This window comes from Halomonas sp. NPDC076908 (assembly GCF_050269715.1).
Lineage (GTDB): Bacteria > Pseudomonadota > Gammaproteobacteria > Pseudomonadales > Halomonadaceae > Vreelandella.
This window is the reverse complement of sequence record NZ_JBNNIW010000010.1, coordinates 55341-69026: the sequence shown is the minus strand read 5'-3', so window position 1 is coordinate 69026 and position 13686 is coordinate 55341. Positions and strand designations below refer to the sequence as shown.

Sequence of the window (13686 nt, the reverse complement as noted above, 5' to 3'; positions counted from 1 at the left end):
GTGACATCTTACTCCTCACAATACTCCTGCAGTGTTAGGGCCAGCTGGCTTTGCCAAGTAGGCATGATGATGCCTAGTGCATTTTCCAGTTTGTTGAGCGCCATACGCGAATTAAGCGGGCGCTGAGCGGGCGTAGGGTAATCGCTAGTGGGTATTCCGCTTACACGCCCTGCCTGAATAGTCAGCTCTTCATCTAATTTACCCGCTTGCTTGCCCGCTTGCTTGAAAACCTCACAGGCAAAGCCGTGCCAGCTGGTTTCACCCCGTGGCGCAAGGTGGTAAACGCCGGATATTACGTGAGGGGTGAAGTGTGAAGCATGAGGAGTAAAAGCCAGTGCCGTTACTTGGGCGATTAGGCGTGCGGGGGTGGGCGCGCCTATTTGGTCATCCACAATGTTGAGCGCATCGCGCTCGCGCCCAAGCCGCAACATGGTTTTCATGAAGTTATGGCCGCGCGCGGCGTATACCCAGCTGGTGCGGAAGATGAGGTAGTTGGCGCCGCTTTCAGCGATGGCGTTGTCCCCTTCCAGCTTGGTTTGGCCGTAAACGCTTAATGGGCCAGTGGGGCTATCTTCTTGCCAGGGTGTTTCGCCGTTGCCTGGGTAAACGTAGTCTGTTGAGTAGTGCACCAGGGGGATGCCCTGCTTCGCTGCATATTCCGCTAGCTGCGCGGGTAGCTCGGCATTTAGGCGTTTGGCCTGCTGTGGCTCGCTTTCGGCTTTGTCTACTGTTGTGTAGGCGGCGGCGTTGAGTATTAAGCCAGGCTGATGTTTGGCAAGGTAAGCATCTACGGCTTCGGCGTTGGTTAAATCGAGCTCTTGGCGTGTCGGGGCCAAGATAGTGCCGAAAGGGGCAAACTGGCGCTGGAGTTCAAAGCCTACTTGGCCATTACCACCGGTGATGAAGATATTCATGAAATACTACCTAGCCGCTGGCCTTGGTAGCTGCCGTCTTGTACGCGTTTCCACCAGGTTTCGTTGGCAAGGTACCACTGCACGGTCTTGCGTAGGCCGGTTTCGAAGGTTTCTTGCGGCACCCAGCCTAGCTCGCGTTCCATTTTGCTGGCATCGATGGCGTAGCGCACATCATGGCCGGGGCGGTCGGTGACGAAGGTGATGAGTTGTTTGTAAGTAGTGAATGGTGAATGGTGAGTGGTTAATCGTGAGTGGTGAGTGGTGGGCGATAAATCTTGGGTGTCCTCATCGGTCTTTATGGGCACCAGTTCGTCCAGGATTTTACAGATCGCTTCGACCACTTCCAGGTTGGTCTTCTCATTATGGCCGCCGATGTTGTAGGTTTCGCCTACTTGGCCTTCGGTGGCGACTTTGATGAGCGCGCGGGCGTGGTCTTCTACATAGAGCCAATCGCGGATTTGCTGGCCATCGCCGTATACGGGCAGCGGCTTGCCTGCTAGGGCATTGAGGATCATCAGCGGAATCAGTTTTTCCGGGAAGTGGAAGGGGCCATAGTTGTTCGAGCAGTTGGTTACCAGTGTGGGTAGGCCATAGGTGCGCTGCCAAGCACGCACTAAATGGTCCGAACTGGCTTTGCTGGCCGAATATGGCGAGCTGGGGGCGTAGGGGGTTTCTTCAGTAAAGAGTGAGTGGTGAGTGGTGAGTGGTGAGTGGTCACTGCTGGCCCGTTTCAATTCACTATTCACGGTTTTCGATTCACCATTCACAAGCGCCTCCGGCGCCCCCAAATCGCCATACACTTCATCAGTGGAGATATGGTGGAAGCGAAAGGCATCTGCTTTGGCCGAATTTTGATGTTGGAGCGCTTTCCAGTAGCCACGAGCGGCTTCTAACAATACGGCGGTACCTACCACGTTTGTTTGGATAAACTCAGCCGGGCCGTCGATAGAGCGGTCTACATGGCTCTCTGCTGCAAGGTGCATCACTACATCGGGCTGATGTTGTTTAAACAGCTGCTGCATTGCGTGTGCATCGCAAATATCCGCCTGCACGAAGGTGTAACGTTCGTTGCCCTCAACACTCGCGAGCGATTCTAAATTACCTGCATAAGTAAGTTTATCTACATTCACTACACGGTGGGCTGAGTTTTGAATAAGCTCGCGTACAACTGCTGAGCCGATAAAGCCAGCACCGCCGGTAATTAAAAACGTCTTGGTGTTCATATGTTTCTTAATGGGTGGTAGTGATGTAAATACAATAATCAGGCTGATTTGCGTTTTTCTTCACGCCGCTGTTCTTGAAGGGCTTCAAGGTGCTCGCGGGCTTTACGCGCTGCTTTGCCTGCCTTTTGAACTTCGCTTTTGGCGGCGGCGATATCTTGCTGTGGGGCATCCTGCTCTTGAAAGTCAGCCAATGCTTCCTGAGCACCTTTTAATGTTGAGTGACACTCTTGAAGATGGCGGCGAGCACCAGGTATATCAGAAGGTAAGGCAGTGCCGTTTTTCTTGGCATCTGAGTCTGCGTGGTAAGCGGCAATAGCTTCGTTGATGTCATCGTACCAATGGCCTTTTCCATTTTTCAGATACAGCCCCGCTTGGCAGAGGTCTTTTAAGATGCCTTCTGAGTGGGACACCATTATCAGCGAGGCTTGGCCGATTTTGGAGTTAAACAGATCTTTAGCTTTGGCTTTGAAGGCCCGGTCGCCTACGGCGGTGGCTTCATCGGAAATATACACATCAAAGTCGAAGGCTAGCGAAAGGCCAAAGGAGATGCGCGATTTCATACCGGATGAATAGGTGCGAATCGGCTCATCGAATGAGCTGCCGATTTCGGCAAAGTCTTCTACAAACTGGATAACGCGCTTTACCTCTTCCGGCCTACTGCCTTGCACGCGAGCAACGAATTTAACGTTCTGCCGCCCGGTCATGTTGCCCTGCATACCGCCTGAAAGCCCCACTGGCCAGGAAACCCGGCTATGGCGGATGACTTCGCCCCGCTCTGGGGAATCCATGCCGGCGATTAAGCGCAACAGCGTGGATTTACCCGCGCCGTTGGCACCGATCAAGCCCACGCTCACCCCGGTGGGGATCGTTAGGTTGATGTCCTTGAGTACCCAATCGCTGCCGTGGTGGTTGTGGTAGCGCTTGTAGAGGTTACGGATTTCAATCATTTTTGGTTTGTGAATTGTGAGTAGTGAATGGTGAATAGGAAGTTCATGTGGCGCATTGATTTCACCGATTCTTTAAATGTTTGATGAGACCACCTAGCTGAGCAGATGCCTGATTAATTGATGCCAAAATTCCTGAAATATCTTGTAAATAGTTGAGACGTTGGGCGATAAGTAATTGCGTTTCTAGTTCGCTGAGAGAGCCTTGAGATATATGCAAAAACCGAATGAACTCTTGAGTACTTCCTCTAGCTGCGCCTTCTGCAATATTGCTCGGTACCGAAACAGCACACCGGCGCATTTGGTTGGTTAGGCCATAAAGTTCATGATTTGGAAACGCAGCGGTTTGGGCATAAATAGTTTCCACCAAGTCCATTGTTTCTTGCCAGATTCTCAGTTCTTGATGCTTTCTCATTCAACCTCCCGCCACCGCTCACCAATAACCATTCACTACTCACTACTCACTACTCACTACTCACTACTCACCACTCACCACTCACCATTCACTACCCTCACTTGTTTTCCTTTGCGATGATAGAGGCTTTCAAGTTCGTTTTTGAGTGCTGCGCGGGCGGTTTGTTCGCCGTGTACTAGGCGGATGGTGTGGGGCCAGCGGTGCATGCGTTTGACGAAGTTAAGCAGGTCTTTTTGGTCGGCGTGGGCGGAGTAGCCGCTGATGCTGCTAACCCCTGCTTTGATGTCGTACCGCTCGCCGTCGATGTTTACCCAGCCGCCTTGTGGGCCGTATTGCTGAATATCCCGCCCTGGTGTGCCTGCGCCTTGGTAGCCCACAAACAGTACTTGGTGGCGTTCGTCGCCGAGCATGGCTTTGAGGTAGTTCATAATGCGCCCGCCTGCGCACATGCCGCTGGCGGCAATCACTACTGCCGGTCTACCCGTTTTAGCCAAGTACTCTACGGTTTGTTCATGCTCGGCGTGGCTATCCACCGTGTAGAGATTGGCAAAGTTGAGCGGGTGGCGGCCACTGCGTAGGCGGCGTTGGGCTTCTTTATCCCAGTAGGGTTTTAGCTCGCGGTATAGCTGGGTAAAGCGTGCGGCCAGCGGTGAATCGACGATGACTTCGAGCGACTTCCATTGTGGCGAGCGCGCTTGATGAATAATGGTTTCAAGTTCGTAGAGCAGTTCTTGCGTTCGGCCAATGCTGAAGGCAGGCACCATCACCGTGCCACCGTTAGCGAGTGCTTGCTCTATGGCTGCTTTTAAGGTTGAGCGGCGCTGGCGTCGGTCTGGGTGGGTGCGGTTGCCATAGGTGCTTTCGAGTACCAGCTGGTCGCAGCCGTAGGGCGATTTAGGTGCAGGCAGCAGCGGTGCGTAAGGGGCGCCTAAGTCACCGGAGAATACGGTGCGCTCTTTTTCGCCGGTATCTGAGTCTTGGTAACTCACTTCGACGTAGCTGGAACCCAGAATGTGCCCTGCCCGTTTGAGTTTTACCCGTGTGGTTCCTTTACCGCCTTCATCTACAACAGTGTGATCGCTTACTACGCCATGCCATTTGCCGTAGGGCACGCTAACGATTTGCTTTTCGAGCTGCGCTTGAAAGCGCTTGATCAGTTGGGCGTTGCGGGTGAAGCCGATTTTTAGCGCGTCTTCAATGACCAGCGGTAGCAGTTTGGCCGAGGGGATCGAGCAGATGATAGGCCCGGTGAAGCCTGCGGCCAGCAGGTAAGGCAGCCTGCCTACATGGTCGATGTGTACATGGGTGATGATCAGGGCTTTTACGGTGCTGATATCGAACTCTATTTGTAGCTGCTCGAAGGTATCTTCTGTGGCGTCTTCGCCTTGGAAGAGGCCGCAATCTACCAGTAGGGATTCGTTTTTATTTAGAATCAGTTGGTGGCAGCTGCCGGTAACGCCAGTGGCGCCGCCGTGGTGGATTATTTCGAGCATTTGAAGCCGTGCGTGGTGAATGGTGAATGGTGAATGGTGCGAGGTTGAAGTAGTGCCGGTTTAGGGCTAGGTGCCATTGGGCGTCGTTCCGACGCCTCCCGCGGGTGCCTCAAAACGCTCGCGGAGCTCAGGGCAAACGCATGAAAGATTTCATCCAGCCAATATCGTCGCTAAATAGCTTTCATCCAGTGCTGCCTTTTTCTGCTTTCGGCGTATGCCACCTTTAAAACTTGTCTCGCCCTTGAGGTAATTCAAAGCAATGTGACGAACCCTGGCAAGGTTCTCAGCCGCATAGCCTCGATGGACTTTGCAAGCATCTTCTCGTAAAGCGACATCCAGTGACCAGTGCAACTTATTTTCCACGAACCAATGTTGACGAGCCGCTTCAGCCAATTTTTTAGCACTCAATTCTGCTGAACTGATGTAGTAGCGCAACGTTGGCTCTTCTGGTGCACGACCGACTTCAGTACGAAATGACATCACCACACCCACTGTTTTCAACCCCGGCCACTCATAACTAAGATCTTGAAATTCTTGAGTGAACTCACTGGCAAAGTGATAACGCGTTTCCTGACGCCCCCTATTTTTCTCATCGGTCACATAAGCATCACCTTCAAAGCCAATCAGCTCACTCATTGGAAACGCCTGCTCGAAGGCTTGCATCAATTTAGGCTGATTATCTTTGACAGCAAGCAGGTAATCAGCTCCTTTGTGGAGCACTTTTGCCGCTACTTTTTTCTGGCACCCCATCGCGTCAATTGTCACCAGACAGCCTTGTAAATTTAGAAGCTTGAGTAGCTCGGGTATCGCGGTGATCTCATTGGATTTCTGTGCCGTTTTCACTTGCCCTAATACGACGCCATTAGCCGCGCTGAAAGCACTCACCATGTGGATCGCGCCTTTCTGCTTTCCTCGGCAATAAGAGCCCCGCAGTGTTTTACCGTCAATAGCCACCACTGCACCCTGAGTTACGTCGTGGCAGGCTTTCATCCATTCGGCAAAGGCTGTCTGAAGCTGTTCTGCGTTGATCAGTGCCATGACACGCGCCAACGTATCGTGACTGGGAATGCCGCCGCCAAAATCACCATATTGTCTGAGAAAATCAAGTTTTGAGTGGCCAAAATCCTCGATTTCGTCCCAGCCCTCTGAGCCACAAATCACTGCACATACCACTAAAAACAGGATATCCGAAAGCTGATGTTGCACTTTCCAGGATTGCCTGAAGTCGGGAATAACAGACAAATGCTGAAACAGAGACGGCGCTGACATAGATGTTATCCAAAAGGAAAACACTTAGATGACCACATCAGACTAACCTCGTAAAGCGCTGAAAGCCGCATCATGGCGCGGGTTTTCATGCATTTTCCCTGCCTCCCGCGGGTGCCTCGTTGCTCGTTCCTCGCAGACTCGTTACCACGCGCTACGGGTTGTGCTTCCACAAAGTTATGTGCATGCGTGATCGAGTAGCGCGTGGTAAGCGAAGCGCACCCGCGGAAGCAGCGCGGAGCGGTGCCGAGGTTGAATTACGTGCCGCTGGGCGTCGTTCCGACGCCTCCCGCGGGTGCCTCAAAACGCTCGCTGAACTCGCTTTCTCGTTACCACGCGCTACGGTTTGTGCTTCCATAGCGTCATGGGTATGCTCGCAGCGGCAGCCCAGTGCCGGAGTTGGGTATCGTGGCGTTGAGCGTCGTTCCGGCGCCTATTCGAGAAGCTCGCTGAGGTTGTCACAACTAAGAATCCGAGTCAGCCAATGGGTGAGTTGGCTATCTGATGCCTGTTGTAGCTTTACTTCCACCCATTCTGGTAGTTCACCAAATTTCAGTTTAAGTTGAAGGCGTAGAGCACCTTCAATACCTTCATGAAGTCCTTGCTGCATGCCTTGTTGCATACCTTGTTGCATACCTTGTTGCATGCCTTCATTACGGAGTCTTTCTGCTAAACCAGCCATTTTGCTTTCCTCCTGCGGATAGCGCCTTTGGTAGGCTTTTCTTTCATCTTCGTTTAGTTCGCTATAAATATCGACAAAATCAATGTATTTAAGTTGCTTTTCTACACTAGATTCTAGTGCAAAGAGCCCTTGAATCGCGCTGGCATAAACTTCGATCTTATCTTTATCTGCCCAGTTCATGTTTGGCAGATTTAATCTCGCGACGATGTTTTGGCTGCCAAAAAATTGTTTTGCAGGTAGGCGGCTGAGCTCAGTGTGTAAGTAGCTGAACTGCAAGTAGCTGTGCCGCTCACTTTTGATATGCAGACTTTCTGCAATATTTTGATTTGAGTGTAAAAAAATAACTACGGGTACAACACGCTCTGTTTCGAATAACTCACTTAAATGCAGAGTGTAATGGGCAAGCCGATGAATAGAAAATCTGTTTGGGTCTGTTTCTTCTTCGAGTGTAAACAGCAGTGCTTCGCGCCTGCCATCGGGCCACTCTACTAATAAAGGTACATCTAGCTCGTGAAATCGATCACCTAAGCGTTCTTTTAGCTGCTCTTGGCGTATCGGTGTAATCTTGACGCTCGGAGTAAGATCTTCGGCTTCTTCTGCAGCAAAGAATGCAAGTGCTTCATGAGGATAATCCAAGATCAAGTTTTTGAAGTTTTGATCGTGGCTTTTTCGATTAGCCATCGTTTTCCCTTCTACTTAATTCAATGGTGTCATCTGGGCGTCGTGCCGACGCCTCCCGCGGGTGCCTCGATACGCTCGCTGAACTCGCTTTCTCGTTACCACGCGCTACGAAAATCCTCACGCTTCACCTTCACCCTTCACCCTTCACCCTTCACCCTTCACCAAGCATTTAGTCTCTGTGATCTTTGATGATCATGATCAGCATGCTGAGGATGAAGGCTAGGAAGATGGTGATGATGGCGAATACGCTGCTGTTGTAGAGCCGGTTGGGTTCGGTTGGGTATTCCGGGAATAGCGGGCTTTGCAGTACGCTTACCTGCTTGAGCTGGCGGGCGGCTTCTAAGCGGGTGTTTTCCAGTGCTGCCAGGGCGCTGGAGTAGGTTTCTTGGGCGAACTGGGCCTGCAGCTCTAGCGTTTCATACTGCGCTGAAACGCTATTTAATGAGCCACCGGATGCTTGCGCTATGCGGTCACGCTGTTCAATGATTTGTTCACGTAAGGCGGTAATATTGCGCTCTACTTGACGTAGTTCAGCAGACTGGGTGCTTTGGAAGCTGGAAAGTGCGCTGCGCTGGGCCTGGAAACGGGCTAGGTCTGCTTCTAACGTGGCAACGACTTGGTTAATGCTGGCGACGGTATCTGTCGGTGATACCAGACCAAACTCATTTTGATACTCCAATAGCGCGGCGCGGGTTTCTTTGAAACGCTCGTCTAGGCGAACCATTTGCTGCTCTAAAAAGCGCACTTGCTCATCCGCTAGGCGGTGCCCCATTTCGTTCATATGGTTTTCACCTGCTTCAAGCAGCAGTGTGGTCATTTGATGGGCAAATTCTGGCGTATAGCCCTGCACTGAAATATTGAGTACCCCTGCGTACTCATCCAGCTCTACCTCTACCCGGCGTAAGTAGTAGTTGTGCAGGTCTTCAATCGGGGCATCGTGGTCGCGCAGTTTAGCGAAAATATCACCGTTTTCGGTGTAGTGCGCGCGAATGTTTAAGTCTTGGTCCAGGCGGCGCAGCATATCTACTGAAAGTAAGTGCTCACGTAACAGCAGTAGGTCTGCAGTATTGCCAGCGCCACCTCCCATTAAAGAGGATAGGCTGAATTCAGGTGATGCTACCTGAGGACTTTCCAATACTACGGTTGCCCGTGATACATAGCGCTCTTCTGCCCACACAAACCAGTAAAACGAAACGATTAAAATCGCGGCGACGGCCACTGCCCACTGCGGCGACTTTTTTACAAAACGGCGTAACGAACGTTGCATGGATTATTTTGCCTTCAAACGATCAATAAAGCGCAGGTGCATCAGCAGCCCCAGGGCGATGAGGGTAAGTGTAAATAGCCAAAAATAGAGCATACTGGTCCCATGAATCACTTGATAATTTTCGAAAAAACCCACACGCAGTGTCTCCAAGCCATGAGGAATCGGATTTAGCATAAGATACTCAAGCAACCAATGCGGTAATGTGTTTAGCGGAAAGATCACGCCTGATAAAATCATAAGCGGTAATGAAAGCATACGGATGACCTTACCTACCTCTGGTACCAATGTTGCTGCAACAGACGTTACCAAGCCTAGACCAATGCCTAAACACCACAAAGACAGCCATGCACCAATAACGCGGATGGCATTATCAGGATAAAAATCAATACCCAGCATTAACCCACCAGCAATGAAAATTAGGAAGACGAAGCTACGCAGCATGCCTTCCAAAAAGTTGCGCACCAATACAGGGTCTACTGGCTGAACCTGACGATAGGCAAAAAGGGCTTGGTTGCCATCAATGGCGCCCATGCCACGCATCATACCTTCACGTACTAAGAAGAAACCCATTAACCCCGCAATCATCCAGGGTATAAATTCAGCATTCACAACCAGCCTATCACCACGTATAAAACTGCGAATACCTACCATAATCGCAATAAAAGCTACTGGTTCAAAAAGCATCCAGAACCAACCCATGCGGTCTGCCATGGTGCGCGAGATGGCTTCACGCATAAACATGGCGTACCACACGCTGCGCGTGACCTGCCACGATGTGCGCGCGCGCCTTGGCTGGGGCTGGGCATTTATGTTTTCCATAGGGATAATTCTTTAGAGATAAACAAAGAGTGTTCCTGCATCGCTCCGCTTTTCGGTGAGTGGTGAGTGGTGAGTGGTGAGTGGTGAGTGGTGAGTGGTGAGTGGTGAATTGTTACCCCTCACTTCCTCATATTTCACAACTCACCATTAACTATCCACTATTCACCATTAACAACTCACTATTCACAAGCTATTAAAGATCAAGCGCTACTCGCGTAGTCACGGCGATCTGGAACAGGATTTGCGTGAGCGTGGAGGCCAACTGTAGGTTGTGCGTGGGCGCGGCGGGCATCACTAGTATTTCATCGCCTGGGCGTAGCGGTGAGTTTTTGGCATGCTCTACAGCGCCGTTCTGGCGAACCAGCAGGATTTGGTCTTCATCGGCGCGCTCGGTAAAGCCACCTGCGCCTTCTACGTAGTCAATCACGCTCATGCCTGGGCGGTATACCACGGCTTGAGGCACCAGAATTTCACCACTGATCAGGATGGAATCGCTGATTTCCGGAATGGTCACCACATCGCCATCTTGTAGGCGGATATCGGAAATACCGTTGCTGTTGGCAACCACTAACCGGCCACTGGGCTCCAGGTCTCTTGCGCGTTCAATAAAGCGCTCAATCAGCTCAGCTTCTTGCAGGCGGATTTGCGCTTCCTGGTCGGTGCGTGAACTGGCACCCAGGTAGGTGGTTTCCAAGCGGCGTAGGCTATCTTCCAGTGCTTGGGCCTGCTGCTGGCGTACGCTTTCACGCTGCAGTGAAATGCTTTCTACAGCAGTCATGTTTTCGGGTACGGGAATAGCGTCCAGCAATTCGCTTAGGCGGGCATTGCGTGGCAGTGCAAAGCGCGAGGGGCCGTAGTAGCTACCTTCTAGCTGTACCACAATCGTTTCGCTGCGCTGGTCGGCGCTGAACTGTACTTCGTCGCCACTGCGAATGGTTTGGCCGTAGAACATATCAATGGGGAAGTATTGCGCAATGGGGCCGCCTTCACGGTCGCCGCGCAGCAGCACGTGGGAAACGCCACTTCTTAACCGGGCAAGGGCAACAATTTCTGCGCCGCTAAGCTGATTACCAATTAGCTCGTAGCGGTGTTCACGGTGTACATCGCCACCTACCGCAATGGCCGGGCCGCGCTCTTCCACGACGATGGTGTCGCCATCTTGGAACTGCGGGCGGGCTATGGTGCCGTTAATCAGGAAGTCATATAGATCCACGGTGGCCACGGTGCGGTCATCGCGCACCACGCGAATTTGCCGGTAGCTACCCAGGTCTTGGTCGATGCCGCCGGACTGGTCGAGGAAATAGAGCAGTGAGTCGTTGGGCGTACCTGCATAACGGCCGGGGTTTTCCACATAGCCGGTCACGTACACGGCAACGGGTTGAACGCCTTGCAGGTTGGTGTAGACCTCTACGTTGTCCGGGTAGACCGAGGTAATCGCACTACGTACGCTGCCGTCGACTTCGCTGCTGCTTTGCCCTTCTACATTTAACGGGCCAGAGCCGGGAATAAAGATGTTGCCTTGGGCATCAACCGGAAGCACACGATCAAACTCAAACGCGCCCCAGGCGCGCACGGTAACCTGATCGCCGGGTTTGATGCGGTAATTCGGGTTTAAGCCATCGCCCATGGCACCCCGGAAGCCACCGCTAAACAGGTTGGCACCGAAGGGTGGCAAGGTATCCGGGTCTTGCAATGGCAGCGTTACGGGGCCGTAGGTGCCGCTGCGCCAGTCGGCGCGCGGGGTATCATTTACTTCTTCTTGCTGCTGGGCTGCGCCCTGCTGGCCACCTTGCGAAGGCAGAATACTGTCAGAAAGGCTTAACGATTGCGCCCAGCTAGTGCTGCTGGCCAGCGCGCCGATTAGGGTGATGGAAACGACTGCTAGGGTGTGCTTTAACATTAATAGCGCCCTTCGACTGCTTGTGTAGCTGCTTGTTGTGTCACTGCTTGGTTAGTTGCTTCAGTAACGACACGTTGATTAACCCAGCCGTTGGGCGTTTCACATACCAGTGCGGTGCGTGCACTGCCCCCGCCTGCCGCGACCACTCTTAACTTGCGGCATTCCCGGCCGCTGGCGGCCAGATAAGATTCGTCAGCAACGATCTCGACGTTGTCGCCCCATGGGCTGCGCGCCAGATTAAGAATGCCGCTGGCCGGTGCTTCTGAAAGAAAGCTATTGAGGCTTTCATCATTTAATAGCTTGGCGGCATCGGTATTCAGCACGTAGCGCGCTTCTTGCTGGGTGCTGCCAGAAGGGTAATTGGTGGCACAGCCGCTGATAACAGCCACACTAAGTGCGGCCAGCAGCATGCGAGCTGGCGACACAAATGAACGTTGAGATATTGGCATATTGATTTCCAAAAAAAAGGCACGCTACCGCCCAGGGATCGTTACGGGCGTATTCCCTTGCCCTACTCTTCTGCGCGGTGAAAGAGGTGGTGCGCTAAATAAGCACCTTTATAAAAGGCTACCCAGTACGCGGGGCTGTAGTAAAGGCACATTGCACCAAGCGGCCATTGTAGGGGATTAACGTCTCAGCCTCTACACCCACTCTCTATTTCTAAGGGTGCTCACTATACTTAAAAAATGCATCTTATAAAACAAAAAACCGATCATTTTTCAATGATCGGTTCTATTAAGAGCAGCAGCGCCGCTATAGGTTCAACAAAGGCATCATTCGCCCTGCCGTCACTTTAACTATGCGGTGTGTTTTGTCGGTGTAGAGCGGAGTGTATTCCCCACAAAATGGCCAACAGAAAAGCATACATCATGACCCCACTGTTGTGGGTGAGGAACACTTGTGACAGGCCAAAATCTATATAAGTCACAGGCAATAATACACCCGCAGTGGCTAATGCTCGCGTTGATAGGCATTCTGCGGAAAGACCTTTAGAAAACAACCGCAAAGGAATTAAATATAGCGCAAACAGCGCAGCTAGCCCCAACAGACCCCGCTTAGCAAAAGCATCAATGAACTCATTATGCGCGTGCCCATATTGAGCTATATCAGGATGTATGATGCCCTGTTCTGCTAACGATCCCATTTCCTGTTTGTAGCCATTATATCCCCAGCCTAACAGCGGCTTTTCTTGAATGAGATATGCTGCGCCACGCCACATTTCAAAGCGCGCGCCCACAGATGAAGTACGATTTTCACCTGAGATATAGAGATTTACATCAGTAAATGCTTGGTGAACACGTCCTTGTACACCGATTTGAGGAACGGCATACACAATCAATGCCCCTACTAACACGGTGGATAACGCTAACACTTTTAAACTTGTAGCTAAGTTTCTGCCGTATGCGCGGTATAAAACCAGCAATACAATCGGAAAGCCTACCCAACCACCACGACTTCCTGAGAACAGTGATCCAAGAATACCTGCCCCTGCCCCTATAAGTAATAAACATACCCATCCGCGGCGATGACGCTGAACTGCGGCCCACCCAAGCCCCGCCAGGCAAAGCACCCCCAATAGCATGCTTAAATTGCCAAACTGGATAACATGCGTGTAACCCTGAGCGCGCTCTACTCCCTCGAATAACTTCTGCCATCCGGCCCAAGTGCCCGCAGCAATTGCACCAACGGTTAGGCCGCTCCATAAAAAAGTTAATTTGGGAGGAAAACGAAGTACCCACCAAAGCGCAGGAACCGCAAGAATAAAACGGCTAGGCTTATCTAGCCCTCTACTTCCTTGCCCGTCCCACCAGACTTCCGCAAATGTAACCGCAGCGTAAGCAACCAGCGAAGCCACTATCCAAGCGTCATTTCTAGTTAGCCGCGGTACGCGCAAGGTGATCAGCAAACCAAGACCACCCAGTAGCAGTAGCACTGCCCCAAGTGAATAACCACTGGGAATTATCAGTGAACAGGCCCCAAAGAGGAAAACGGCAAGACTGGTGTACAATCGAGGAAAATCGCTTGGCACATTTAAAAAGCGTGAATTCATAGAAAGCTTCAAATCAAATTTCCTGTTAATAC

12 protein-coding genes are annotated in these 13686 nt (G+C 51.7%); all 12 read right to left on the bottom strand.

Annotated features, from left to right (window positions below):
• Positions 1 to 8: 8 nt before the first annotated feature.
• On the bottom strand, positions 9 to 914 hold the full coding sequence (gene rfbD, locus ACQKE4_RS07960; protein WP_427387718.1) for a dTDP-4-dehydrorhamnose reductase: 906 nt from the start codon (positions 912 to 914) through the stop codon (positions 9 to 11).
• A complete protein-coding gene (locus tag ACQKE4_RS07955; RefSeq protein ID WP_427387717.1) occupies positions 911 to 2137 on the bottom strand; it encodes a dTDP-glucose 4,6-dehydratase in 1227 nt (408 codons plus the stop codon). The genes rfbD and ACQKE4_RS07955 overlap by 4 nt, the downstream gene beginning before the upstream one ends.
• Before the next feature lie 38 nt (positions 2138 to 2175).
• The gene (locus ACQKE4_RS07950; protein WP_427387716.1) at positions 2176 to 3084 is read right to left on the bottom strand and encodes an ABC transporter ATP-binding protein; all 909 of its coding nucleotides are present in this window, start codon (positions 3082 to 3084) and stop codon (positions 2176 to 2178) included.
• A 61-nt stretch (positions 3085 to 3145) separates the two neighbouring features.
• The gene (locus ACQKE4_RS07945; RefSeq protein WP_027958929.1) at positions 3146 to 3496 is read right to left on the bottom strand and encodes a four helix bundle protein; all 351 of its coding nucleotides are present in this window, start codon (positions 3494 to 3496) and stop codon (positions 3146 to 3148) included.
• A gap of 74 nt (positions 3497 to 3570) precedes the next feature.
• Positions 3571 to 4989: an MBL fold metallo-hydrolase RNA specificity domain-containing protein gene (locus ACQKE4_RS07940; RefSeq protein ID WP_427387715.1), complete on the bottom strand. Its 1419-nt coding sequence runs from the start codon at positions 4987 to 4989 to the stop codon at positions 3571 to 3573.
• Between the two features lie 150 nt (positions 4990 to 5139).
• Complete coding sequence (locus tag ACQKE4_RS07935) at positions 5140 to 6258, bottom strand: ISAs1 family transposase (RefSeq protein ID WP_427387779.1); 1119 nt, start codon at positions 6256 to 6258, stop codon at positions 5140 to 5142.
• A 430-nt stretch (positions 6259 to 6688) separates the two neighbouring features.
• On the bottom strand, positions 6689 to 7618 hold the full coding sequence (locus tag ACQKE4_RS07930) for a hypothetical protein (RefSeq protein ID WP_427387714.1): 930 nt from the start codon (positions 7616 to 7618) through the stop codon (positions 6689 to 6691).
• Between the two features lie 169 nt (positions 7619 to 7787).
• Positions 7788 to 8885: a chain-length determining protein gene (locus ACQKE4_RS07925; RefSeq protein ID WP_427387713.1), complete on the bottom strand. Its 1098-nt coding sequence runs from the start codon at positions 8883 to 8885 to the stop codon at positions 7788 to 7790.
• Positions 8886 to 8888: 3 nt separating this feature from the next.
• Positions 8889 to 9704, bottom strand: a complete 816-nt coding sequence (locus ACQKE4_RS07920; protein ID WP_427387712.1) for an ABC transporter permease — start codon at positions 9702 to 9704, stop codon at positions 8889 to 8891.
• Positions 9705 to 9897: 193 nt separating this feature from the next.
• Positions 9898 to 11604: a polysaccharide biosynthesis/export family protein gene (locus tag ACQKE4_RS07915; protein WP_427387711.1), complete on the bottom strand. Its 1707-nt coding sequence runs from the start codon at positions 11602 to 11604 to the stop codon at positions 9898 to 9900.
• Positions 11604 to 12053 carry a DVU3141 family protein gene (locus ACQKE4_RS07910; RefSeq protein ID WP_427387710.1) on the bottom strand — a complete coding sequence of 150 codons (450 nt, stop codon included), beginning with the start codon at positions 12051 to 12053 and terminating at the stop codon, positions 11604 to 11606. The genes ACQKE4_RS07915 and ACQKE4_RS07910 overlap by 1 nt, the downstream gene beginning before the upstream one ends.
• Positions 12054 to 12397: 344 nt before the next feature.
• Positions 12398 to 13666, bottom strand: a complete 1269-nt coding sequence (locus ACQKE4_RS07905; RefSeq protein ID WP_427387709.1) for an O-antigen ligase family protein — start codon at positions 13664 to 13666, stop codon at positions 12398 to 12400.
• Positions 13667 to 13686: the final 20 nt, after the last annotated feature.

Coding starts and splice junctions, on each gene's coding strand:
- rfbD (WP_427387718.1), bottom strand. CDS start 914: ATGAATATCTTCATCACCGGTGGTAATGGCCAAGTAGGCTTTGAACTC.
- ACQKE4_RS07955 (WP_427387717.1), bottom strand. CDS start 2,137: ATGAACACCAAGACGTTTTTAATTACCGGCGGTGCTGGCTTTATCGGC.
- ACQKE4_RS07950 (WP_427387716.1), bottom strand. CDS start 3,084: ATGATTGAAATCCGTAACCTCTACAAGCGCTACCACAACCACCACGGC.
- ACQKE4_RS07945 (WP_027958929.1), bottom strand. CDS start 3,496: ATGAGAAAGCATCAAGAACTGAGAATCTGGCAAGAAACAATGGACTTG.
- ACQKE4_RS07940 (WP_427387715.1), bottom strand. CDS start 4,989: ATGCTCGAAATAATCCACCACGGCGGCGCCACTGGCGTTACCGGCAGC.
- ACQKE4_RS07935 (WP_427387779.1), bottom strand. CDS start 6,258: ATGTCAGCGCCGTCTCTGTTTCAGCATTTGTCTGTTATTCCCGACTTC.
- ACQKE4_RS07930 (WP_427387714.1), bottom strand. CDS start 7,618: ATGGCTAATCGAAAAAGCCACGATCAAAACTTCAAAAACTTGATCTTG.
- ACQKE4_RS07925 (WP_427387713.1), bottom strand. CDS start 8,885: ATGCAACGTTCGTTACGCCGTTTTGTAAAAAAGTCGCCGCAGTGGGCA.
- ACQKE4_RS07920 (WP_427387712.1), bottom strand. CDS start 9,704: ATGGAAAACATAAATGCCCAGCCCCAGCCAAGGCGCGCGCGCACATCG.
- ACQKE4_RS07915 (WP_427387711.1), bottom strand. CDS start 11,604: ATGTTAAAGCACACCCTAGCAGTCGTTTCCATCACCCTAATCGGCGCG.
- ACQKE4_RS07910 (WP_427387710.1), bottom strand. CDS start 12,053: ATGCCAATATCTCAACGTTCATTTGTGTCGCCAGCTCGCATGCTGCTG.